The sequence below is a fragment of the Nocardioides sp. SRI_004 genome (genome assembly GCF_057586415.1).
Genome location: NZ_JBYCZV010000007.1, coordinates 18119 through 39924, shown reverse-complemented (window position 1 = coordinate 39924; position 21806 = coordinate 18119). Strand labels below are relative to the sequence as shown.

Here is a 21806-nt window from a genome sequence, read left to right as displayed (position 1 = left end):
CCCGGGGGCGGGACCGGAGTAGGTTCGGGAGCCCGACACTCGACCGGTGAGGGCGACGACCATGGTGAGGTTCCCCCGACACCCAGCGCCTGCGCTGGTGCTCGTCGGCGCGCTCCTCCTCGCGGGCTGCAGCCCGGCCGGACCCGGCCCCGGCGCCGGGTCCGCGCCGGCCTCGTCGACCGGGGCCTCGTCGCCCGGGGCCTCGTCGGCGGGGCTCGAGCCGCTGTCGAAGGTGCTCGTCGTGATCGAGGAGAACCACACTCTCGACCAGATGCGGGCCGGCATGCCGTACGCCGCCTCGTTGGCCGACCAGTACGGCTACGCGACCCACTGGTCCGCGCTGACCCACCCCAGCGAACCGAACTATCTCGCCATCGTCGGGGGATCGATGTACGGCGTCGTCGACGACCGGGCGCCCGAAGCCAACGCGGCCAAGGTGGGCCACGCGCAGTCGATCTTCGGCCAGGCCCTCGCGGCCGGCAGGACGGCCCGCACCTACGCGGAGTCGATGCCCGGGACCTGCCACGTCTGGGACCACCCCGACAAGGCCGTCTCGACCCCGACGTACGCCGTCCGGCACAACCCGTGGGTCTACTTCGCCGACGAGCGCGACCAGTGCGCCGAGCACGACGTCGACCTGAGCACCTTCGCCGACGACGCCGCCCACGACAGGCTCCCGAACGTCGGGCTCCTCATCCCGGACCTGACCCACGACGCGCACGACGGCTCGCTCGCCGCCGCGGACCGCTGGCTCCGGCAGCAGCTCGGACCGGTGCTGGACAGCGCTGACTTCAGGACGGGGCGGCTCGCCGTCGTCATCACCGCCGACGAGGACGACCGCAGCCGGGACAACCGCGTCCTCACCGCGGTGCTCCACGTGGGCCTGTCCCACGAGGTCGTCGACACCCCGCTCAACCACTACTCGCTGACCCGCTTCATGGCCGAGGTCCTCGGAGTCCGACCGCTGGGGGAGGCCGACGGCGCGCCGGACCTGCGCGCCGCCTTCGGCATCTGACGGCCCGCACGCCGTCATCGACGCCGTCGGGATGAGGCGCACGGTTCGCCGGGCGCGGCCTTCCTGCAGAAGTTCACCGGGATGATGCCGGACGCGCTCGCCGAGCCGCTGATCAAGAAGGCCGGCGTCGACCGGCTCGCCGCGCTGTCCACCGCCATCGACGCGTTCGCGACGCACCACCTCCCGCTCGCGGAGGCGCCGGACGCCTACCGCCGCTTCCAGAAGAAGGAGGAGGGCGTGGTGAAGGTGGTCTTCCAGCCGTGACGCGCGGGCGGTGGTCCGGGCCGAGCCACCTGATGACGGACGGCCCCCACCGGCCGTTTGCTGGACCGGAAGGGGCCTCGCCACCGTCAGTCCGCATGCGGGTCTCGGTGTGACTGCTCGCGCCGTACCCGCTTCGCGAGGGCGTACCCGGCGTCAGGCGAGGTCAGGCGCACCCGGGTCGGTGTCGGCGACGACGCGCCGCGCGATCTCGGCGAGTCGCACGTTGAGGTGGTTCGAGGCGGTCCGCAGCCTCTCGAACGCCTCGTCGTCGGTGATGCCCTCCGTCACCATCAGGACGCCGATGGCCTTGCCGATCTCCCGGTTGTTGATCAGGCCTGCGAGGAGGTTCTCGGCTCCGGACTTCTCGCGAGCGGCGGTGATGGCGACCGAGGCGAACGAGGCGAGGATCGCGCCGACCTCCGCGCCCTCCATGCTCAGGGCGTCCGGGGAATCGGAGAAGAGGTTGAGCGCGCCCACCTTCTGCGGCCCTGCCGTGATGCGGTAGCCGACCATCCCGCGGACGGGGGTGAGGGCCAGGACGCGTTCGGCGAGGCGCGGCCAGGTGGGGTCCTTGGTGATGTCCGAGTCGCAGTCGAAGCGGTCGGTCAGGATCGCGTCGACGCACGGACCCTCGCGGACCTCCCACTCCGTGCGGTCGATCAGCGCCGCGACCTCGTCCGTGGTCGCCTCGAGCCGCGGGGACCGACCGGCGCTGATCGTGGTGATGCACGCATGGTCGCAACCGGGGACGACCTGGAGCGCGATCCTGCAGATCTCCTCGTAGATGCCGGAGTACGACTCGCCCTGGTACACGAGCTCGGCGAGCTGCCGGAGGGCGGCCGCGGCCTGGTCCAGGGAAACCGAGCTGGTCATCGGAACCGAACCTCCACCTCGCTGCGGTGCACCCTTCTGCGCCCGCCGTGACGACCCGCTTCTCGAGTCGCGTGAATCATCGCATGCGATCCGGCAGCCTCGGGGTGGCCCTCGCTCCGGATCAGTGACATAGTCGGGAGCGGCTCAAACAGTGCGGGTCACCCCAGGTCGATGAACCGCGGCTGCGTTCCCAGGTGGAACGCACCGGGATCCTCGGTCGCGACCTCCTCTCGGGGTGGATTCCACATGGCACTGAACTTCGTCGTCCCAGGTCGTCTGATACCGGTCTCGGAGCACAAGGACCTGGAGCAGGTACGACGCTCCGCCCGTCAGGTGGGCGACGGCGCTCGTCTCGACGCTCCCGACCTCAGCGACCTCGCGGAGGCGGTGACCGGGATGGCGACCCGCCTGCTGGCCTCCGGCGCCGGTGGCTACGTGAGTGTGCGCGACCTCGGGACGGTCGGCGGCCCCGGGGTGGAGGCGGTGTCCTTCGCCCGCCGGGACGGTGTGGTCGGTGGTGATTCGCCGTCCTGGGACCGCTTCCCGGCGTCGCCGGACGACGCGACTGCCTACGTCACCGGCCTGGTGGCGACCGGGGACGGCGGGGGCGCGCACGGCTGGAGGGCGTGGCGCGGGCCCACCGGCGTCGGCATCCTGGTCTGCGCCGTCGGCGGCTCGGCGGCACAGGCGCCGCAGCTCCTCGAGCGTGCACTGAGCGTTCCCGTCGTCGCCGGGCCGAACACGACCCTGCGAGTGCTGCACGGCGTGCTGTCCGGGACCCCGGGGGCGGCAGCCGCCGCGGTCGAGCTCGACGTGGTCGGGGGGACGGCGCGCGCGGCGTCGATCGGGGACATCGACGTCAGCGTGGTCGCCGATGGCGTCCGGACGGCACCGCCGACCCGCGCCGGCGTCGTCGGTGTGGGCAGCAGGTCTCCGGGCCGCCGCGCGGACGAGGTCACCGTCCGGTGGAGCCGAGAGCTCTCCGTGGTGGTCCACACCGCGGGCATCGGCCCGGCCGGGCCGGCCCGGGCGCCGGAAGGCTCGCCCGAGCACCCCGCGTTCCTCTGCGCTCGACTGATGCAGGACCACCGGACGGCCGGCGGCGATGCGTGCGTGGTGGCGGCCCGGGTCGGACGCGTCTGAGCCTGCGGGTGAGGCTCAGGCGCCCGCGGCCCGCAGCTGGTGCTCGGACCCCAGCCACGGCTTGACCCAGGTCATGTCCTCGGGCCGCAGCTGCTCGCCGCACGCGGAGCACCGCTCGCCGTCGGTGGTCTCCTCGCCGCACGCCTGGTGCACCAGCGCCATGTGGGCGCCGCCCTCGGGCTCGACCGTGTGTCTCTCGCCCCAGATGGCGAGGTGGTGCAGCAGCGGGAGCAGGTCGGCGGCGGCCTCGGTGGCGACGTACCGCTGGCGCACCCGGCCGTCGCGCTCGTAGTCGACGGTGGCGAGGAGCCCGGCCTCGCGCATGGTGCGCAGCCGCCGGGAGAGGACCGCCTCGGAGATGCCGAGGTTGCGGTGCAGCTGGTCGAAGCGCCCGTTGCCGTGCAGCACGTCGCGCACGATCAGCAGCACCCACGGGTCGCCGAGGACGTCGAGGGAGCGGCGGATCGGGCAGTACTCCGTCGACCAGTCCGAGCGCAGCGGCATGCGTGCTAGCGTACCCGGGTGACTTCGTTGAAGAAAGCCAGCCGCCTCCACCCCGCCTGGGTGGTCGCGGCGGTGGCCTTCCTCGCCCTCGTCGGCGCCGCCGGCTTCCGGGCCGCGCCCGGCGCGCTGATGGTGCCGCTGCACGACGAGTTCGGCTGGTCCACGAGCGTCATGTCGCTGGCGGTCAGCATCAACCTGGTCCTCTTCGGCCTGACCGCCCCCTTCGCCGCGGCGCTCATGGACCGCTTCGGTGTACGACGGGTGGTGGCCTGCGCCCTGACGCTGGTCGCGCTCGGGGCGGGCAGCAGCGTGTTCATGACCGCGTCGTGGCAGCTGCTCGTGTGCTGGGGCGTGCTGATCGGCCTGGGCACCGGGTCGATGGCGCTGGTCTTCGCCGCGACGATCGCCAACCGCTGGTTCGAGCAGCGGCGCGGCCTGGTCATGGGTGTGCTCACCGCGGGCTCCGCCACCGGCCAGCTCGTGTTCCTGCCCATCGTGGCGAGCCTGGCCGACCACGCCGGCTGGCGCCCGGCCTCGCTCGTGGTCGCGGCGGCCGCGCTGGTCGTCGTACCGGTGGTGTGGGTGGTGGTCCGCGACTTCCCGGAGGACCGCGGGGTGCGGCCGTTCGGGGCCGGCGACGACTGGGCGCCGCCGCCGCGCCAGCACGGGGGAGCGACGCGGCGGGCGCTCGAGGGCCTGGCCTTCGCCTCGCGGCAGCGGGCGTTCTGGGCGCTCGCCGGCGCCTTCGCGATCTGCGGCGCGACGACCAACGGCCTGATCGGCATCCACTTCATCCCGTCGGCGCACGACCACGGCATGTCGAGCACGACGGCCGCCGAGCTGCTCGCCGTCGTGGGTGTCTTCGACATCGTCGGCACCATCGCCTCGGGGTGGCTGACCGACAAGTTCGACCCGCGGGTCCTGCTCGTCGCCTACTACGCCTTCCGGGGGCTCGGCCTGCTCCTGCTGCCGCAGCTGCTCGCCGACAGCGTGCACCCGAGCATGGTGCTGTTCATCGTGATCTACGGCCTGGACTGGGTCGCGACCGTCCCGCCGACGGCGGCCCTGTGCCGGGAGGCCTTCGGTGAGCGGGGCACGATCGTCTTCGGCTGGGTCTTCGCCTCGCACCAGGTCGGAGCGGCCGTCGCCGCCCTCGGGGCCGGGGTCATCCGCGACCAGCTCGGCGCCTACACCTGGGCGTGGTGGGGAGGCGCGGCGCTGTGCGCGGTCGCGGCCGTGCTGTCCGTGGTCGTCGGCGGTGCGGACGACGACGAGGCCGCACCTGCGGAGCCGTCGAGGGTGCCGGGCGCCGTGGCCTGAGGGCGTCGTCCCGCCCGGGGGGCGCCGCCCGCCCTCCTGGTGCGGATGGGTCGGGTTCGCCCCGGGCTCCTTGTGCAGGTCTCGAGGCTCGCGCTCCGGTCCCTCCTTCGTCGGGACCGCACCTCGACCTCCCGGTCGCTGGTAGCCGCGACTTCGTCGCGGCTACGGCTCGACCGTGACCTTGATCGCCTCGCCGCGCTGGACGATGCCGAACGCGTCCATCACCTCGGTGAGCGGGATGTGCCGGGTGATCAGGTCCTTCACGGGCACCTGGCCGGTGGAGATGTACTCCAGCGCGCGCTTGTTGTGCTCGGGGGCGGAGCCGTTGGCGCCGTGGATGTGCAGCTGGCGGTAGTGCACGACGTTGGAGTCGCAGGTGATCGTCGGGTCGGTCTTCGGGAGGCCGCCGAAGAAGGAGATCCGGCCGTTGCGCGCGGCCATCGCGATGGCCTGCTCCTGGGTGACGTTGGCGGCGGTGGCGGTGATGATGACGTCCGCGCCGCGTCCCCCGGTGAGCTCCATGACCCGCGCGACGACGTCGACCTCGCTGCCGTCGATGATCTCGTCGGGGTCGACCGCGTCCGCCGACATCTTCAGCCGCTCGGCGTTGACGTCGACGAGGTAGACCGGACCCGCGTTGTGCACGCCGCGGGCGATCCGGATGTGCATGCAGCCGATCGGGCCGGCGCCGAAGACGACGACGGTGTCGCCCTCCTCGATGCCCAGCAGCTCCTGGGCGTTGATCGCGCACGCGAACGGCTCGGCCGCCGAGGCCTCGTCGTACCCGACGTTGTCCGGGATGCGGTTGAGCCCGTCGACCTTCAGCACCTGGCGCGGCACGACCATGAACTCGGCGAACCCGCCGTCGTACTGGTAGCCGACCGAGGTCTGGTTCTGGCACACGGCCATCCAGCCCTTGCGGCACTCGTGGCACTCGCCGCACGGCACGGCGGCGATGACCTGGACCCGGTCGCCGACCTGCCAGTCGCTGCCGTAGGTCGCGTTGACGTCGGCCCCCACCTCGACGACCTCGCCGGCGACCTCGTGGCCGGTGATCCGCGGCGGCGTCAGGTTCTGGTGGCCGTTGTGGAGGATCTTGACGTCCGTGCCGCAGGTCGAGCAGTTGCGGACCCGGATCTTGACCTCGTCGGCCCCGCAGTCAGGCTCCGGGACCTCCTCGAGACGGACGTCCTCGGGGGCGTAGTAGCGCAGGGCGAGCATGGTCGTTCCTTCCGGTTTCGGGGCTTCCGATGGACACCGTATCCCCAAAGTGGGCAAGAAACCACATCAAATGGTGCCCGAATCTGCCCGAATATGTTGCGCTGTGCCCGATTGTGAGGTTGACTGCTGCTGTCCCTGTGATCGGCGTCACGTCGCCGGCCCACCCGAGCAGGGCACGAAGGAACGGAGAACCCCGCGATGTCGACCACCCTCCCGGCCCAGCGGACCGGTGTCCGCCTCCACGTCCAGAAGTTCGGCACGGCGCTGTCGAACATGGTCATGCCGAACATCGGCGCCTTCATCGCCTGGGGCCTGATCACGGCCCTGTTCATCGAGGTCGGCTGGCTGGCCAAGCTCGGGATCGGCGACAGCCCCGGCAGCTGGGTCGCCGAGATCGGCGGCTGGGGCGAGTACGCCGGCGGCGGGATCGTCGGCCCGATGATCACCTACCTGCTGCCGATCCTGATCGGCTACACCGGCGGCCGGATGGTCCACGACACCCGGGGCGGCGTCGTCGGCGCGATCGCCACCATGGGCGTGGTCGCCGGCACCGAGATCCCGATGTTCCTCGGCGCCATGATCATGGGCCCGCTCGGCGGCTGGACGATGAAGCGCCTCGACGCCCTGTGGGACGGCAGGATCCGCCCCGGCTTCGAGATGCTCGTCAACAACTTCTCGGCCGGCATCTGGGGTGCGATCGTCGCGACCTTCGGCTTCTTCGTGATGAGCCCGGTGGTGACCTTCCTCAGCGACCGGCTCGGCGACGGCGTGGACTTCCTCGTCGACAACAGCCTGCTGCCGCTGACCTCGCTGATCATCGAGCCCGCGAAGGTCCTCTTCCTCAACAACGCGATCAACCACGGCGTGCTCACGCCGCTCGGCACCACGGAGGCGCTCGAGGAGGGCAAGTCGGTCCTCTTCCTCCTGGAGGCCAACCCGGGCCCCGGCCTGGGCCTGCTGCTCGCCTACATGGTCTTCGGCCGGGGCATCGCCAAGGCCTCGGCCCCGGGCGCCGCGATCATCCACTTCCTCGGCGGCATCCACGAGATCTACTTCCCCTACGTGCTGATGAAGCCGAAGCTGATCGTCGCGATGATCGCGGGCGGCATGACCGGCGTCTTCGTCAACGTCGTCTTCGACGTGGGCCTGCGCGCCCCGGCCGCACCCGGCTCGGTGTTCGCCGTCTACGCCCAGACGGCCAGCGACAGCTATGTCGGCGTCACCCTGTCGATGCTGGCCGCCGCCGGCGTCACCTTCCTCGTCGCCGCCCTGCTGCTCCGCGGCGACACCGACGGGGGCGAGGACCTCGCCGGCGCGACCGCCAGCATGGAGGCGATGAAGGGCAAGCGGTCGATCGCGTCCAGCGCCCTGGCCGGGAGCCGGCGCGGCACCATCGAGCGGATCGTCTTCGCCTGCGACGCCGGCATGGGCTCGTCCGCGATGGGCGCCTCGGTCCTGCGGCGCAAGATCCAGGCCGCCGGCTTCGGCCAGGTCAGCGTCGTCAACCAGGCGATCGCCAACCTGACCGACACCTTCGACCTCGTCGTCACCCACCGCGACCTCACCGACCGCGCCCGGCAGAAGACGCCGTCGGCCCTGCACGTCTCGGTCGAGGACTTCATGAGCACGCCGCGGTACGACGAGATCGTCGAGCTGCTTGCGGAGAGCGGGTCCACCGCCACCGCTCCTGAGGCCCCCGCGCCGGCGGACGCCGAGGTCCCGGGCAGCGGCGGGGTCCTGTCAACTTCCTCGATCGTGCTGTCCGGAACCGCCCGCACCCGCGACGAGGCGATCACCGAGGCGGGCGAGCTGCTCGTCGCGGCCGGGGTGGTCGACCCGTCGTACGTCACGGCCATGCACGAGCGTGAGAAGTCGGTCTCGACCCACATGGGCAACGGCCTGGCGATCCCGCACGGCACCAACGAGGCCAAGGCGGCGGTGCGGCGCACCGGCATCTCGTTCGTCCGCTACGCCGAGCCGGTCGACTGGAACGGCAAGCCGGCGGAGTTCGTCATCGGCATCGCGGGCACCGGCAACGAGCACCTCGGGCTGCTCGGCCAGATCGCGCACGTCTTCCTCGACAAGGACCAGGTCGCCCGGCTCCGGGCCGCCAGGACCGAGGACGACGTCCGCGCGGTCCTCGACGGGGTGCACGTCTGAGGGTGCAGCACAATGGCGCCGTGGACTCCGAGACCAGGCAGGCGCAGATCCTCGAGCACGCGCGCACGCGCGGCCGGGTCGAGGTGATCGCCATGGCGGACGAGCTCGGGGTCGCGACGGAGACGATCCGCCGCGACCTCCGGGTGCTCGCCGACCGGCGGCTGGTGAAGCGGACCCACGGCGGTGCCATCCCGCTCGAGAGCGCGACGTTCGAGTCCGGGATCGAGTACCGCAGCCGCGTGGACCTCGCCCAGAAGCGCCGGATCGCCGCCGCGGCCGCCGAGCTCCTCCACGGTGCCGAGACGGTCTACATCGACGAGGGCTACAGCCCGCGGCTGGTCGCGGAGAAGCTGGCGGACAAGGAGCTGACCGTGGTCACCTCCTCGCTCCTGGCGGCCGAGGCGCTGGCCGACAGCGACTCCGTGACGGTGATGCTGCTGGGCGGCCGGATGCGCGGACGCACCCTGGCGACGGTCGGGGAGTGGAACGCCAGCGTGCTGCGTGGCCTGACCATCGACCTGGCCTTCCTCGGGACCAACGCGGTGTCGGTCGAGGACGGCCTCACCACCCCCGACCCGGCCGTCGCGGCGATCAAGGGCGAGGCCGTACGACGATCGCGGCGTCGCGTGCTGATCGCGGCCCACAGCAAGTTCGGGATCAGCAGCTTCTGCCGGTTCGCGGACGTCGCCGACTTCGAGACGATCGTCACCGGCACCGAGCTGGACAAGGACGAGGCCGAGCGCTATCACGCGCTCGGCCCCGTCGTCGTCAGGGTCTGACGGCTCCGCTCAGCGCACCGGCACCAGCTCCCCGTCCTTCGAGACCCACTCGGTCGGCGGTGCGGGCGGGGCCGGCGGACCAGCCGGCGCCGGCGGGACGGGCGGGCGGCGCCGCGGCCAGGCCCGGTCGCCGAGGAGGACCAGCGCGGCCGGCAGCACGACCAGCCGGATGACGGTCGCGTCGACGAGGATCGCGGCCGAGAGCCCGACGCCCATCATCTTCATCTCCATCATCGACAGCGTCGCGAAGATGGCGAACACCGACACCATCACCGCGGCCGCACTGGTGATCACGCCGGCCGTGTCGGCGATCCCGCGGTGCACGGCGTCGCGCACCGGCATCCCGCCGTCGACCAGCTCGCGGATCCGGCTGAGCACGAACACGTGGTAGTCCATGGAGAGCCCGACCAGCACCACCAGCACGAAGACCGGGATCCAGTCGATCACGAAGCCGGGGCTGGTGAAGTCGAGCAGGGACTCGCCGACGCCGTGCTGGAAGACGATCGACAGGATGCCGAAGGCGACGCCGACGGACGCCAGGTTGAGCACCGTCGAGAGCACGCCGAGCACCACGCTGCGGAACGCCACGATCATCATCACCATCGTCAGCAGGAGCACGAGCCCGAGCAGGAGGGGCATCCGCTCGCCCTGCTTGTCGGCGTAGTCCAGCGATTCGGCCGCACCGCCGCCGACGGCGTGCTCCGCCCCGGCCAGGTCGTCGCCGAGGGCGTCCGGGACGAGTTCCGACCGGAGTCGCTCCACCGCGGCGGTGGCGCGGTCGTCGGACTCGTCGTAGGGGATCGGCAGGTGCAGGACGGACGTGCCGCCGTCCTCCGACGTCTGGACGGTGGCACCCGCCGCGACGAAGTCGCCCGTCCGTCCGGCTGCCGCGGCCAGCTCCTCGAGCGCACTCTCGGCCGCCCCCGCGTCGGCGCCCGTGACGACGACCTGCGCCGAGGTGCCCTCGCTCGGGAAGGCCTTCGTGATCGCCCGGAAGGTCTGTACGACCGGGATGTCGGCGGGCAGGGTCTCGGCGCTGGCCTGGTGGGTCTTCATCGACAGCGCCGGTACGGCGAGCGCGACCACCCCGATGCCGGCGACGGCCAGGGCGGCCACTGGCCGGCGCACCACCGGGCCGAGCAGGCGACCGCTGATCGCGCCGGTCGTCGTACGACGGGTCAGGCGCCACAGCAGCGGGACCCGGGGGCGGTCGACCCAGCGACCCAGCTTGGCCAACAGCGCCGGGAGGACGGTGATCGAGCCGAGCACGGCCACGGCGACGACGATGATCGAGCCGGTGGCCAGCGAGTTGAAGGTGACGTCGGTGAGGACGAACAGCCCGGCCAGCGAGGCGATCACCGCTCCTCCGGAGACGAGGATGGCGTGCCCGGAGGTCTCGGCGGCGATGGCGACGGCGTCGAGCGTCGTCCGGCCGGCGGCCCGCTCCTGGCGCTCGCGCTTGAGGTAGAAGAGCGAGTAGTCGACGCCGACGGCCATGCCGATCAGCACCACCATGCTGTAGATCGTCGGCTCCGCCGGGACGAGGTGGGAGACCGGCGCGCAGATCCCGATCGTGGCCGCGACGCTGGTCGCCGCGAGCAGCACCGGCAGTCCGGCCGCGATGAGGGCGCCGAAGGCGAGCAGCATCAGCGCCAGCGTGATCGGCAGGCTGAACAGCTCCGCGGAGTGGAGGTCCTCGCCGACCCGCTCGTCGATCGCCTCGTCGATGGTGACGTCGCCGGCCTGCTCGACGACGAGCTGCGGGTGGTCCGCCTGGACGGCTGCGGTGGCGTCGAGCAGGGGATCGGCGTCGATGTCGTCGGAGGTGAGCTCGACCGGCACGAGGAGGGCGCTGCCGTCCTCGCTCGGTACGACGTCGCCGACGCCGGAGACGCCCTCGACGCCGCGCATCCGGTCGGCCACCTCGGTAGCCGCGTCCCGCGCCTCGGCGCCGTCCAGGCGGCCGGAGCGGGAGGTGATGAGGACGTTCTCGGTCGGCGGGCTGTCCAGGCCGGCGGACTCCATCAGGGCCTCGGCGCGACCGGACTCGCCCACGCGGTAGTCGGCGTCCTCGACCTCGTTGGTGGGGACGGCCCCGGCGAGGCCGACGGCCACGACGACGAGGAGCAGCCACGCGCCGATCGCGCGCCACGGGTGGGTCGCGCTCCAGCGCGCGGCCCGGGTGGGCAACGCGGTGAGGGGGTTGGACATGAGGTGCTCCTTGGGGGCTGGGAGGGGGTGCCCGGAGGCGGTGCTCCCAGCGAACCGTCGGCGGCGCCCGGGGTCAGGGGTGGTGCGACCCGACCCGTGGTGGTGCCTGCACCACTGCCGTTTCCGCGATCGCGCGGGAGGATGGGGCGGTGAGCACCCGCCCGGAAGCCGTCGTCGACAGCGCCGTCGACGCGCGTGCCGGACGCTGGGCGGCCACGGGCTTCGCGGTCCTGCACGTCCTGCTCTTCGTGCCGGTCGTGCTCACCTTCGTGCTCGTCACGGTCAGCGCGGTGCTGGTGGTCGTGTGGCTGGGCGTCGTCCTGCTGGCCGGCGTGCTCCCGGCGATGCGTGGGCTGGTCGGCATCCACCGCTGGATCGCGTCGCGCCTCCTCGGGGCGCCGCTCCCGGCGCCGTACCGACCGCTGCCCGGAGGGCTCCTGCGCGACCTGAACACGCGCGCGACCGACCCCCTGACCTGGCGCGAGATCCTCTGGATGCTGTGGGCGATGACCTTCGGCTTCGCCATCTCGCTCCTGGCGCTGGCGCTCTTCCTCGGCGTCGTCACCTGGCCGATCTGGTGGTACGGCGTCGGCCCGCTGATGCGCGCCCGCGCAGTCGTCGACCGGGCGATCCTGACCATCGGCCGCACCGAGCGCCTGGAGCAGCGCGTGCAGGCGTTGACGGAGTCGCGGGCCGTCGTCGTCGACCACTCCGCCGCCGAGCTGCGCCGGATCGAGCGCGACCTGCACGACGGGCCGCAGGCGCGACTGGCGGCCGTGTCGCTGAGCCTCGGCCTCGCCGACGACCTGTTCGAGACCGATCCCGACGCCGCGCGCAGGCTCATCAACGAAGCCAGGACGACGTCGTCCAGCGCGCTGGGGGAGCTGCGCGACGTCGTCCGCGGCATCCATCCGCCGGTGCTCGCCGACCGGGGTCTCGGGGGTGCGGTCGCGGCCCTCGCCATCGACATGCCCGTCCCCGTCGACCTCGACCTCGAGCTGCCCGAGCGGCTGCCGGCGCCCGTCGAGTCCGCGGTCTACTTCACCGTCGCCGAGTCGCTCGCGAACACCGCGAAGCACGCCGGCGCCGGACAGGTGGCGATCCGGCTGCACCACGCGGACGGCCTGCTGCGCGGCGAGGTCCGCGACGACGGCCGGGGCGGCGCGAACCCCCGCTCGGGCACCGGCCTGCAGGGAATTGCCGCGCGGCTGGCGGCCTTCGACGGCACGATGTCCGTGTCGAGCCCGGTGGGCGGGCCGACCGTCGTGAGCTGGGAGGTCCCGTGCGCATCGTCCTCGCCGAAGACCACGCCCTCCTGAGGGCCGGCCTGACGCAGCTGCTGGAGGCGAAGGGCTTCGACGTGCTGCACGCCGTCGACAACCTGCCCGAGCTGGAGCGGGCGCTCGAGGATCCCGACGCGGACGCGGCCGTCGTCGACGTACGGATGCCGCCGACGTTCACCGACGAGGGTCTGCGGGCGGCCATCGCCGCCCGCGCCAGCCGGCCGGGCTTCCCGGTCCTCGTGCTGTCGCAGTACGTCGAGCAGCTCTACGCCCGCGAGCTGCTGGCCAGCGGCGAGGGCGCCGTCGGCTACCTCCTCAAGGACCGGGTCGCCGACGTCGCCGAGTTCGTCGACGCGCTGCGCCGGGTCGCCGCCGGCGCCACGGTGCTCGACCCGTCGGTCGTCGCGGCGGTGCTCGAGCGGCGCCGCGACTCGCCCCTCGAGCGGCTCACCGAGCGCGAGCGCGAGGTGCTGGCGCTGATGGCCGAGGGCCGCGCCAACGCGGGCATCGCGCAGTCGCTGGTCGTCACCGAGAAGGCCGTCGCCAAGCACATCAACAGCATCTTCGCGAAGCTCGACCTGCCCGCCGACACCGACGACCACCGTCGGGTGCGGGCGGTGCTGGCCTATCTGGGGGTCTGAGGCGCGCGGCTCAGCGCGCCAGCTCGTCGATCAGCGCACGGGCCGCGACGGCACTGCCCGGGAGGCGCTCCCACCAGGCGCGGCACCGGCCCTGGCTGGGGGAGAGCGCCATCCGGCAGTCGAGGTCGGTGACGACCCCGGTGAGGCGCCGGTCCAGGTCGGGGGCGCGACGGACCACGCCGCCGAGCCGGCGCGGGTTCAGCTCGGCGACCATCGCGCACTCCGGCACGACGCCGGTGATCAGGTCGGCGGCGCTGGCCCGGCGCAGAGACGCCTCGAGCCGGGCGAAGCCGGCCTGGACGTCGTCGCGCACGACGGGCAGCTCGACGACCATCATCGCGTGGGTGCTGGCGATGTCGTCGTCGGCCAGCCAGCCGTCGCCCGCGATCCGGTACAACGCTGCGACCTGCGACTGGACGTGCTGGATGCTGGCCAGCCCGGTGAGCGGGTCGGCGCAGCTCAGCCCGTTGTAGCGCTCCTGGGTCGCGTCACCCCAGGCCAGGGCCACCAGCCGGGTGAGCCGCGCGCCGGGCGCCTCGCCGCGTACGGCGGCCACGGTGTCGTCGAGGTCACCCAGGCACACGTCGAGCCCCTCGCCGTTCAGCGCGTACGACGACCCGAAGGCGCGCGCCGCGTCCTCCAGGTCGAGGTCGTGGACCAGGGCGTCGGCCAGGTCGCGTCCGCCGCGGGGGACCACGGCGGTCGGCCACACCCCCCGCTGCGCGGCCCGGCCGCGCAGCCGGCGCCAGCGAGCCATCACGCGACCGCACTGCCCGGCGCGGTGCGTGCGCCCGCGCCGAGCAGCTCCGCGATCGCGTCCGCGCAGCGCGCTCCGGCGCGCCCGTCCCCGAAGGGGTTCCGGAGCTGTGCCATGGCGCGGTAGGCGACCGGGTCGTGGAGCAGGCGCTCGGCCTCGGCGACGAGCAGCGCGGGGTCGGTCCCGACGAGCCTCGCCGTACCCGCCTCGACGGCCTCGGGGCGCTCGGTGCTCTCGCGGACGACGAGCACCGGCTTGTCGAGGCTCGGCGCCTCCTCCTGGATCCCACCTGAGTCGGTGACCAGCAGGTCGGCGGCGGTGAGCAGGGTGACGAACTCGGGGTAGGGCATCGGCGAGCACACGGTGATGTCCGGGCAGCGGTCGACGACCTCGCCGACGCTGGCGCGCACGAGCGGGTTCGGGTGCAGGGGGACGACGACCTTGAGCCCCGGGCTGCGGCGGGTCAGCTCCTCGAGCGCCTCGGCGACCCGGCGCAGGGGAGCACCGTGCGACTCGCGCCGGTGCAGGGTGGCGACCACCAGGCGCTCGGCCGCATCGATCGTGGCGCGGACCAGCGGGTCCTCGATCGGGTGCGCCCGTGCGCTCGTCTCGAGCAGGGCGTCGATCACCGTGTTGCCGGTGACGACGATCGCCTCCTCGCGCACGCCCTCGGCGAGCAGGTTGGCGCGGGACAGCGCGGTCGGCGCGAGGTGCAGGTCGGCCATCACCCCCGTGAGCCGGCGGTTCAGCTCCTCGGGGAAGGGCGAGAGCAGGTCGTGGGTGCGCAGGCCCGCCTCGAGGTGGACGACCGGTACGCCGGCGTACCGCGCCGACAGCGCCCCGGCCATCGAGGTGGTCGTGTCCCCGTGCACCACCACCGCGGACGGCTGGAGCCTCTCGAGCTCGGCCGTCAGGGCGACGACGACCCGGCTGGTCAGCCCCGCCAGCCCCTGGCCCTCGGTCATCACGGCGAGGTCGACGTCGGGCTCCATGCCGAACCAGGCGTGGAGGCCGGTGAGCAGGTCCCGGTGCTGGCCGGTCGAGACGAGCACGGGCCGCAGTCGCGGGTGGTCACGCAGCGCCCGCCACAGGGGCGCGACCTTCACCGCCTCGGGACGGGTGCCGTAGACGATGGCAACGGTCTTGCGATGGGTCTCTGGGTGCTGCACTTTTCCTCCGGAAGCTGGGTGCGGGCGGCCTCCCTCCAGCCGCCCACACCCCTCCTGACACCGCCCCCGCCACTCCCTTACGCGACTCGGCCCGTGCCGCCGCCGGCGGCCGGAAGGTAAAGAAATCCGGAATCGCGTAAGGAAACGGCTGCACGGGTGTCTGGTACTGCGTCGGCGCCGCCGGCCCTTCTCGCGCGCCCGCGGGGAGGATCAGGACCAGCACCACCCGGGGACCACGTGAGCCAGCACCACCCAGCGACGATCCCGTCGCCGCGGGAGCCCGCGTCCCTGCCCGGCGCGCCTTTGGACGGTGGGCGGCACCGCGCCCCGGCCGGCCGGTCCCGCGCCGAGCGCCACCGCCTGGGCCTGATGGTGGTCGCGGAGCTGGTGCTCACCGCCAGCGCGCTGCTGCTGCTCTACCTCGGCTGGTACCTCGTCGTGGACGACCACGCCGTCGCCGCCGACCAGCACGCGGCGGCGACCCGGATGCTGCGGGAGTGGGACGCCCTCCCGGCGTCCGGTCCCCGCGCGCCGGAGAGCCCGAGCGCGCCGTCGGACGTCGAGGTCGGCGACCGGTTCGCCGTGATCCGGGTCCCCCGCTTCGGCGACGACTGGCTGCGGCCCGTCATCGAGGGGACCTCGACCGCCCAGCTCGACGAGGGGGTCGGCCACTACGCCGGTACGGCGTTGCCCGGCCAGGTCGGCAACTTCTCGGTGGCCGGTCACCGGCTCACCCACGGCAGCGCCTTCACCCGCATCGCCGAGCTGGAGGTGGGCGACGTCGTCGGGGTGCGGACCGCCACGACCTGGTTCGTCTACCGGGTGACGAGCAGCGAGATCGTCGCGCCGGGCGACGTCCAGGTCATCGCCCCCGTCCCGGACGCACCGGGAGCCGCCCCGACGGAGCCGGTCATGACCCTGACGTCGTGCCACCCGCTCTACGGCAGCAGCGAGCGGTATGTCGTCCACGCGTCCCTGCTCGCGTCCGCGCCCGCCTCCGACGGTGTGCCCGACGAGCTGCGCGCGGAGGTGGCGTGAGATGTACGCCTGGCTCTGGCGCCACCTGCCCGGTGGCCGGCGCGCCCGCACGGCCCAGGCCTGCCTCGCGCTCCTGCTCGTCGTGCTCGTGTGCTTCGTGTGGGTCTTCCCCGCCGTGAGCACGCTGCTGGAGCGCAACGGCGCGACCGTGGGGTCCGCGCCGCACCTGATCGACCGAAGGGAACCACCGGTGGCCGTGACGAGGGCTGACGCATGACGGCACAGCTGGTCGATCCGCTGCACGACGGCGACCCCGTCCTGCTCAGCAGGGTCCGGGCGGGGGACGCCGAGGCCTACGCGCTCCTCTTCGAGCGCCACCGTGCGGCCGCGACGGCGTTCGCCGGCGGCCTGGCCGGCCACGGCCAGGCCGAGGACCTCGTCGCCGAGGCGTTCACCAAGGTCCTCGACGCGCTCCAGCGCGACCTCGGTCCCACCGTGTCGTTCCGCTCCTACCTGCTCACCTCCATCCGCAGCATCTTCAACAACACCGTCCGGCGCGAGCGCCGCTACGACCTGGTCGACGACTACGAGACGTTGCCGCCGTCGGAGGCGCTGATGACGACCGACGACCACGACCAGCGCTTCGACAACGACGCGATCGCGGAGGCCTACCGCAGCCTGCCGGAGCGCTGGCAGGCCGTCCTCTGGTACACCGCCGTGGAGGGGCTCCCGCACGGCGAGGTCGCGCTGCACCTCGGCATCAAGCCCAACGCGGTCGCCGCGCTCAGCTTCCGGGCGCGGGAGGGTCTGCGCCAGGCCTATCTGTCCGCGCACCTGCGCGCCACCGCCGACACGGCCTGTGCGACGTGGGCGCCCCTGCTGGCGGCGTACGCGCGCGGCAACCTCGACAAGCGCAAGCAGCCGGGGATGCGGGCGCACCTCGACTCCTGCGTCACCTGCACCCTCGCGCTGGCCGACCTCGAGGAGGTCAACAACCGGCTGGGGGCGCTGCTGCTGCCGATCGTGCTCGGGCCCGGCCTGGTCGGTCTCGACCAGCTGTGGGCGGGCATCGCCGGCGGTACGTCGGCCACGGGCACGGCCACGGGCACGGCGGCGGGCACCGTCACCACCGGCAAGGCCGGCGGGGCCCTCCTCGCCGGGAAGACCGGGCTGGCGGTCACGGTCGCCGCGAGCATCGTCGGGGCGGCGGTGGCGGTCCCCGTCCTCCTCGACAGCCTCCGTCCCGATGCCGGCCGCCCGCGTGCGGAGGACCTCAGCAGTCGCGCGGTCGACAGCGCCACGCCCTTCGTCGGGCCGGAGGCGGGACCGAGCGGCCGGCCTCCGGCGCCGGGTCCGGGTCGCGGTGCCGGCCCTGCCGACGAGGACACCGCGGAGACGCCGTCGCCAGGAGTCGTCGACGCCCCGTCCGGGGACGGCGCCGCGCCCTCCCCCGGGCCGGACCGGCAGGTGGAGACGCCCGCGCTCCCGGTGGAGCCACCGCCGACGGAGAGTCCGAGCGAGCCGTCGACGCCCGGTTCCGCGCTGTCCCCGGACGTCGGCATCGGCGACCCGACACTCGGCCAGGTCTCCCTGCTCGGGCAGGCCCTCAGCTCCGTCACCTTCCCGCTGACCAACGTGCGCACCGGCACCACCGTGACCGTCGTGGTCACCAACCTCGTGGGCTTCCCGCTCGCCTGGGGCAACACCGGGTGGCGCTGCCCGGGCGCCGTGGGCGGCCTCCCCGGCGACGTGATCCGCACCGAGACGACCATCACCTGCACCCGCACGGGCGAGGAGCAGGCCTCCGGGCTGCTGACGTTCGCGCTGCTCACGTCGGGCGCCTCGGAGGTCACCGCCACGGTCAGCCAGGTGCCGGGCGTCGTGGACCCGGTCGCCGGCAACGACTCCGTGACGGTCCCGATCCTGTCGTGAGCGACGTGGTGGGGTTCAGCGGTCGGCTGGTTCCCGTCGTGGAGCCGCGTGCGGAGGAGACGGCCGCCGACGCCGTGCTCGCGGCCGCCCTCGGTGTCCTCGACGGGTCGGCCCGTGCCGACGTCGCGCTCATGGACGGTCCGCACATCCTGGTGTGCACCGACTCCGAGACCGGCACGACGACGTACACCGGCCCCTACGGCACGGGGTACGACGCCCTGGCGCACCTCGAGGACCACGAGGCCGGCCAGCAGCCGCGGCCCGGCGTCCGCACCGTGGTCTGCACGCTCGCCCCGCTCCTGCCCGGCTGACCGCGCCCGCCGCGAGAAAGCTCGGCCGATCCGCGTAAGCGGAGCCGCGCTCGATTGTCGGGTCGATGACACGACGTCGAGGAAGAGCGCGAAGCGAGGCAGCGATGTACAACGGCGGCACCACGGTCACCGGGGCCACGGGTGGAGTTCTGGCGGCGACCGGTTTCGAGGGTGTCGGGTTCCTGCTCCTCGGCCTCGCGGCAGCGATGGCCGGAGCGGTGCTCCTGCGCTACGCCGCGGTCGACCTCGCCCGCCGGACCCGCTGACGTGGCCCCCGGGAAACGCGCGGCCGAGCGGTCCCGCTGGGCCGTGCTGAACCCCCTGCCGGGCCGGACCCGCGGCCGGCGTCGCGCCGACGTCGTACCGTCGCGGGCGGCGGGTCCGCGCCGCCGCCTGGTGGCGCTGGCGCTGGTGGCCGCCGCGGTCGCGCTCCTCGTGTTCGCCCGGCCGGTGCGGCTGGCGGAGGCGTGGACGCAGACCCGGCTCCTCGAGCTCGGCGGCATCCATGCCCAGCAGATCGGCACCGCCGTGCTCGTCGACGTCCAGGGCCGGCTCGCCGGGATCAGCCTGGCCGCCGGCTGCAGCATCGGGCCGCTGCTCGCGGTGATGCTCGTGTGCTGCGCCCCGTTCGTCTGGTTCCGCACCCTGTCGGTGGCCCGGGTCGCGCTGTCGGTCGCCCAGCTCGCCGCCGTCCTCGTGCTGGCCAACGAGGTCCGGATCGCGGCGATCATCCTGTCGATGCGTGAGTGGGGCTTCGAGCGCGGCTACGACTTCTCGCACGTGTTCCTGGGCAGTGCGATCACCACCGTCGGCTTCGTGCTGGGCGCCGTGCTCTTCGTCCGGCTCTTCGTCTCGCGGCCCGAGGCGACGCTGCGATGATCCTCGGATCCGCCGCGGTCGACCTGGCCGCGCTCCTGCTCTGCATCCTCTTCCTGGCCTATGTCGCCGCGATCCTGGTGCCCTTCCTGCGCCGGAGGCCCGACCCGGCCGGCGACGCCCGCGACCTCGACGTCCACCTGATCCTCCCCTGCCTGGACGAGGAGGTGGTGATCGCGCGGACCGTCGCCCGGCTGCGCTCCGACCACCCGACCGCCCACCTGTGGTGCGTCGACGACGACTCGTCCGACGGGACCGGCGAGATCCTCGCGCGCCTCGCCGCGACCGACGACCACGTGCACCTCGTGAGCCGCCGCGCACCCGAGGCGCGGCAGGGCAAGGGTGCCGCGCTCAACGCCGCCTGGCGGCGGATCAAGGCGTGGCTCGCGACCGAGCAGCCGTCGTACGACGCCTCGCGGGTGGTCGTCGGCGTGGTCGACGCCGACGGCCGGTTGGCGCCCGATGCGCTCGATGTCATCGCCGGCCCGGCCGGCTTCGGCGACCCGTCGATCGGGGCCGTCCAGGTGCAGGTGCGGATGATGAACCGCGGCATCGCGGGGCGCCCGGACGCCGACGACCCCGCGGCGGACACCCGCCTCGGACGGCTGCTCGTGCTGCTGCAGGACCTCGAGTTCCGCACCGTCATCGCGGCGATGCAGCACCTGCGCCACCGGATCGGCTCGGCCGGCATGGGGGGCAACGGCCAGTTCACCCGGCTCGTGGTGCTCGACGCCATCGCGGACGAGAACCAGACGCCCTGGCACGGCGCCCTGCTCGAGGACTTCGAGCTCGGCCTGCACGTGCTGCTCGCCGGCTGGGGCAACCGGTACTGCGACGACACGTGGGTCGCCCAGGAGGGCCTGCCGCGGGTCCGGCCGCTGATCCGGCAGCGGGCGCGCTGGGCGCAGGGCGGCATGCAGTGCGCGAAGTACTTCAAGCGGGTGCTGCTGAGCCGCGAGATCTCGACGCCGTCGGCCCTGGAGATCTCGTACTTCCTGATGATCCCGTGGACCCAGCTCCTCGGCACGGTCGTCTACACCGCGGCGACCGTGATCCTCGGCTACTGGGCGACGGTCCACCCGACCGGCGTGACCGGCTGGTTCCTCGAGGGCGCCTGGGGCCTGGTCCCGCTGGTCGCCGTCTTCGGTGTGGGGCCGCTCGTCGTCTGGGGCCTGGTCTACCGGCTGCGCTGCGAGCCGCAGCTCTCGCGCCGGGCGGCGGTCGGCCTCGGCCTCGCCTACTGGGGCTACACCTACCTGATGCTCGCGTCCGTGTGGACCGGCTTCCACCGCGTCCTGCGCTCGCACGACAGCTGGGCGAAGACCAGCCGCGTCCTGGCGGAGCCCGTCGCGGCCGACGTCGCGCCCGCCGCCACCCCCGCCTGTCCGACGCCACCAGGGCGCCGGCCACCCCGTAGAAGAAGGAACGAAACATGTCCCGTCCCACCGGACTCCGCAGCCTCTCCCATGGGCTGCGGGTCGTCGCGGCCGCGGCTGCCCTGACCCTGCTGACCGCCGGGTCGGCCCAGGCCGCGACCGTCAGCCAGGCCGAGGCGTCGGCGATCCAGATCGCCGCCCTGTCGACCCCGCTCATCCCGTCCTCCGACGCCACCAACGACGGCTCCGTCCCGACGGTGACCGACTCCCTCGACGGCGCGATCCCGCTCTTCCCGGGCGTCACGCTGACCAACACGGGCGTCTACAGCCAGACGGCGGTCGCCGGGGACGACGGCACGTCGGCCGCCTGCGCCGGCATCGTCGGCAACGGCGGCGCGCTCTCGGTCGGCGACGACGGCACCTGCTCCGCGACCACCTCGGGCCCGGCCCTGGTCAACCTGCCGAGCTTCGCCGTCGCGGGCACCGGGTTCCGGTTCCGCCTCGAGGCGAGCTCGCTCTACTCGTACTGCACGGCCGGCCCGGCCGACGGGACGAGCGGGTTCTCCGCGGGCTCGACCCTGGCGAACGTCACGTTGATCGCGCAGACCGTCATCCTGGGCATCCCCGGCCCCGAGGTGAGGATCCCGGTCAACGCCAACGGCTCGTTCTCGATCCCGGCGCCGTTCTCGTCGGTGATCAGCCTCGACGTCAACAAGGTCGACACCACCGGCCCGCAGACGTCGGCCACGGCCCTGCACATCGGCCTCGGCCCGAACAGCTCGATCGCGTCGATCGACATCGGCAGGAGCGTGTGCGGCGACAACGCGCTGACGGCCGACGTGCCGGGCCTGCCGCTGACCCCGGGCGGCATCGCGACTGCTGCGGCCACCGTCGCGGTCCTCGGCGGTTCGGTGTACGCCGGCCGCAGGCTCCGCAAGGACCAGGCCGCCGCGGCCTGACCGCCGTCTCCCCGGGCGCCCTGGTCCCCCCGGG

General features: G+C 73.3%; 22 protein-coding genes. 16 read left to right on the top strand and 6 right to left on the bottom strand.

All coding sequences use genetic code 11. The features are described 5' to 3' along the window. Nucleotides 1-46 precede the first annotated feature (46 nt). Together AC2YHB_RS11190 and AC2YHB_RS11185 are read left to right on the top strand one after the other, a co-directional pair. Nucleotides 47-1015, top strand: coding sequence for an alkaline phosphatase family protein (locus AC2YHB_RS11190; RefSeq protein ID WP_487353915.1), 969 nt, complete (start codon nt 47-49; stop codon nt 1013-1015). A gap of 81 nt (nt 1016-1096) precedes the next feature. Next, nucleotides 1097-1279 (top strand): hypothetical protein, encoded by a 183-nt coding sequence (locus tag AC2YHB_RS11185; protein WP_487353914.1) that lies wholly within the window; start codon nt 1097-1099, stop codon nt 1277-1279. Between the two features lie 153 nt (nt 1280-1432). On the opposite strand, the gene AC2YHB_RS11180 is transcribed toward AC2YHB_RS11185, so the two are convergent. Then, on the bottom strand, nt 1433-2152 hold the full coding sequence (locus AC2YHB_RS11180) for a GAF and ANTAR domain-containing protein (RefSeq protein ID WP_487353913.1): 720 nt from the start codon (nt 2150-2152) through the stop codon (nt 1433-1435). 246 nt (nt 2153-2398) lie between these two features. Between AC2YHB_RS11180 and AC2YHB_RS11175 the strand changes: the two genes are divergently transcribed. Then, nucleotides 2399-3295 (top strand): hypothetical protein, encoded by an 897-nt coding sequence (locus AC2YHB_RS11175; RefSeq protein WP_487353912.1) that lies wholly within the window; start codon nt 2399-2401, stop codon nt 3293-3295. A 15-nt stretch (nt 3296-3310) separates the two neighbouring features. Here AC2YHB_RS11175 and AC2YHB_RS11170 read toward each other — a convergent pair whose 3' ends face one another. Beyond that, nucleotides 3311-3799: a winged helix-turn-helix transcriptional regulator gene (locus AC2YHB_RS11170; protein WP_179648777.1), complete on the bottom strand. Its 489-nt coding sequence runs from the start codon at nt 3797-3799 to the stop codon at nt 3311-3313. A gap of 18 nt (nt 3800-3817) precedes the next feature. Here AC2YHB_RS11170 and AC2YHB_RS11165 point away from each other — a divergent pair, with 18 nt between their 5' ends. After that, nucleotides 3818-5119: an MFS transporter gene (locus AC2YHB_RS11165; protein WP_487353911.1), complete on the top strand. Its 1302-nt coding sequence runs from the start codon at nt 3818-3820 to the stop codon at nt 5117-5119. Nucleotides 5120-5281: 162 nt separating this feature from the next. Here AC2YHB_RS11165 and AC2YHB_RS11160 read toward each other — a convergent pair whose 3' ends face one another. Then, nucleotides 5282-6340 (bottom strand): zinc-dependent dehydrogenase, encoded by a 1059-nt coding sequence (locus AC2YHB_RS11160; protein WP_487353910.1) that lies wholly within the window; start codon nt 6338-6340, stop codon nt 5282-5284. Between the two features lie 198 nt (nt 6341-6538). Here AC2YHB_RS11160 and AC2YHB_RS11155 point away from each other — a divergent pair, with 198 nt between their 5' ends. Together AC2YHB_RS11155 and AC2YHB_RS11150 are read left to right on the top strand one after the other, a co-directional pair. After that, the gene (locus AC2YHB_RS11155) at nt 6539-8500 is read left to right on the top strand and encodes a PTS mannitol transporter subunit IICBA (RefSeq protein WP_487353909.1); all 1962 of its coding nucleotides are present in this window, start codon (nt 6539-6541) and stop codon (nt 8498-8500) included. A 20-nt stretch (nt 8501-8520) separates the two neighbouring features. After that, entirely contained in the window at nt 8521-9279 is a 759-nt protein-coding gene (locus AC2YHB_RS11150) for a DeoR/GlpR family DNA-binding transcription regulator (protein ID WP_207008041.1), read from the top strand. Between the two features lie 9 nt (nt 9280-9288). Here the strand turns inward: AC2YHB_RS11150 and AC2YHB_RS11145 are convergent, their stop codons facing one another. Next, nucleotides 9289-11490 carry an MMPL family transporter gene (locus tag AC2YHB_RS11145; RefSeq protein WP_487353908.1) on the bottom strand — a complete coding sequence of 734 codons (2202 nt, stop codon included), beginning with the start codon at nt 11488-11490 and terminating at the stop codon, nt 9289-9291. Between the two features lie 149 nt (nt 11491-11639). Here AC2YHB_RS11145 and AC2YHB_RS11140 point away from each other — a divergent pair, with 149 nt between their 5' ends. Continuing rightward, complete coding sequence (locus AC2YHB_RS11140; RefSeq protein ID WP_179648780.1) at nt 11640-12809, top strand: sensor histidine kinase; 1170 nt, start codon at nt 11640-11642, stop codon at nt 12807-12809. Then, nucleotides 12773-13414, top strand: coding sequence for a response regulator (locus tag AC2YHB_RS11135; protein WP_179648782.1), 642 nt, complete (start codon nt 12773-12775; stop codon nt 13412-13414). Before AC2YHB_RS11140 ends, AC2YHB_RS11135 begins: the two co-directional genes overlap by 37 nt. A gap of 10 nt (nt 13415-13424) precedes the next feature. Here the strand turns inward: AC2YHB_RS11135 and AC2YHB_RS11130 are convergent, their stop codons facing one another. Together AC2YHB_RS11130 and wecB are read right to left on the bottom strand one after the other, a co-directional pair. Then, entirely contained in the window at nt 13425-14171 is a 747-nt protein-coding gene (locus tag AC2YHB_RS11130; RefSeq protein WP_487353907.1) for a hypothetical protein, read from the bottom strand. Beyond that, nucleotides 14171-15340, bottom strand: coding sequence for a non-hydrolyzing UDP-N-acetylglucosamine 2-epimerase (gene wecB, locus AC2YHB_RS11125; RefSeq protein ID WP_179648784.1), 1170 nt, complete (start codon nt 15338-15340; stop codon nt 14171-14173). The genes AC2YHB_RS11130 and wecB overlap by 1 nt, the downstream gene beginning before the upstream one ends. A 237-nt stretch (nt 15341-15577) precedes the next feature. On the opposite strand from wecB, the gene AC2YHB_RS11120 reads away from it, so the two are divergent. The 8 genes from AC2YHB_RS11120 (at nt 15578) to AC2YHB_RS11085 (ending at nt 21772) form a co-directional block, all read left to right on the top strand. Continuing rightward, nucleotides 15578-16378, top strand: a complete 801-nt coding sequence (locus AC2YHB_RS11120) for a class E sortase (protein WP_218864673.1) — start codon at nt 15578-15580, stop codon at nt 16376-16378. A 1-nt stretch (nt 16379) separates the two neighbouring features. Further along, nucleotides 16380-16595 carry a hypothetical protein gene (locus AC2YHB_RS11115; RefSeq protein ID WP_051932058.1) on the top strand — a complete coding sequence of 72 codons (216 nt, stop codon included), beginning with the start codon at nt 16380-16382 and terminating at the stop codon, nt 16593-16595. Beyond that, nucleotides 16592-18250 (top strand): sigma-70 family RNA polymerase sigma factor, encoded by a 1659-nt coding sequence (locus AC2YHB_RS11110; RefSeq protein WP_487353906.1) that lies wholly within the window; start codon nt 16592-16594, stop codon nt 18248-18250. Before AC2YHB_RS11115 ends, AC2YHB_RS11110 begins: the two co-directional genes overlap by 4 nt. After that, entirely contained in the window at nt 18247-18561 is a 315-nt protein-coding gene (locus tag AC2YHB_RS11105; RefSeq protein WP_487353905.1) for a hypothetical protein, read from the top strand. The genes AC2YHB_RS11110 and AC2YHB_RS11105 overlap by 4 nt, the downstream gene beginning before the upstream one ends. A gap of 104 nt (nt 18562-18665) precedes the next feature. Continuing rightward, nucleotides 18666-18827 (top strand): hypothetical protein, encoded by a 162-nt coding sequence (locus AC2YHB_RS11100; protein WP_179648788.1) that lies wholly within the window; start codon nt 18666-18668, stop codon nt 18825-18827. 43 nt (nt 18828-18870) lie between these two features. After that, nucleotides 18871-19440, top strand: a complete 570-nt coding sequence (locus AC2YHB_RS11095; protein WP_487353904.1) for a hypothetical protein — start codon at nt 18871-18873, stop codon at nt 19438-19440. Beyond that, a complete protein-coding gene (locus AC2YHB_RS11090) occupies nt 19437-20939 on the top strand; it encodes an XrtP-associated glycosyltransferase (RefSeq protein WP_487353903.1) in 1503 nt (500 codons plus the stop codon). The genes AC2YHB_RS11095 and AC2YHB_RS11090 overlap by 4 nt, the downstream gene beginning before the upstream one ends. After that, nucleotides 20870-21772, top strand: coding sequence for a hypothetical protein (locus AC2YHB_RS11085; RefSeq protein ID WP_487353902.1), 903 nt, complete (start codon nt 20870-20872; stop codon nt 21770-21772). Before AC2YHB_RS11090 ends, AC2YHB_RS11085 begins: the two co-directional genes overlap by 70 nt. Nucleotides 21773-21806: the final 34 nt, after the last annotated feature.

Excerpts from the sequence above, each read along its gene's own strand:
- AC2YHB_RS11185 (WP_487353914.1), top strand. The coding sequence starts at position 1,097 with ATGATGCCGGACGCGCTCGCCGAGCCGCTGATCAAGAAGGCCGGCGTC.
- AC2YHB_RS11180 (WP_487353913.1), bottom strand. The coding sequence starts at position 2,152 with ATGACCAGCTCGGTTTCCCTGGACCAGGCCGCGGCCGCCCTCCGGCAG.
- AC2YHB_RS11175 (WP_487353912.1), top strand. The coding sequence starts at position 2,399 with ATGGCACTGAACTTCGTCGTCCCAGGTCGTCTGATACCGGTCTCGGAG.
- AC2YHB_RS11170 (WP_179648777.1), bottom strand. The coding sequence starts at position 3,799 with ATGCCGCTGCGCTCGGACTGGTCGACGGAGTACTGCCCGATCCGCCGC.
- AC2YHB_RS11160 (WP_487353910.1), bottom strand. The coding sequence starts at position 6,340 with ATGCTCGCCCTGCGCTACTACGCCCCCGAGGACGTCCGTCTCGAGGAG.
- AC2YHB_RS11155 (WP_487353909.1), top strand. The coding sequence starts at position 6,539 with ATGTCGACCACCCTCCCGGCCCAGCGGACCGGTGTCCGCCTCCACGTC.
- AC2YHB_RS11145 (WP_487353908.1), bottom strand. The coding sequence starts at position 11,490 with ATGTCCAACCCCCTCACCGCGTTGCCCACCCGGGCCGCGCGCTGGAGC.
- AC2YHB_RS11130 (WP_487353907.1), bottom strand. The coding sequence starts at position 14,171 with ATGGCTCGCTGGCGCCGGCTGCGCGGCCGGGCCGCGCAGCGGGGGGTG.
- AC2YHB_RS11115 (WP_051932058.1), top strand. The coding sequence starts at position 16,380 with ATGTACGCCTGGCTCTGGCGCCACCTGCCCGGTGGCCGGCGCGCCCGC.
- AC2YHB_RS11110 (WP_487353906.1), top strand. The coding sequence starts at position 16,592 with ATGACGGCACAGCTGGTCGATCCGCTGCACGACGGCGACCCCGTCCTG.
- AC2YHB_RS11100 (WP_179648788.1), top strand. The coding sequence starts at position 18,666 with ATGTACAACGGCGGCACCACGGTCACCGGGGCCACGGGTGGAGTTCTG.
- AC2YHB_RS11090 (WP_487353903.1), top strand. The coding sequence starts at position 19,437 with ATGATCCTCGGATCCGCCGCGGTCGACCTGGCCGCGCTCCTGCTCTGC.
- AC2YHB_RS11085 (WP_487353902.1), top strand. The coding sequence starts at position 20,870 with ATGTCCCGTCCCACCGGACTCCGCAGCCTCTCCCATGGGCTGCGGGTC.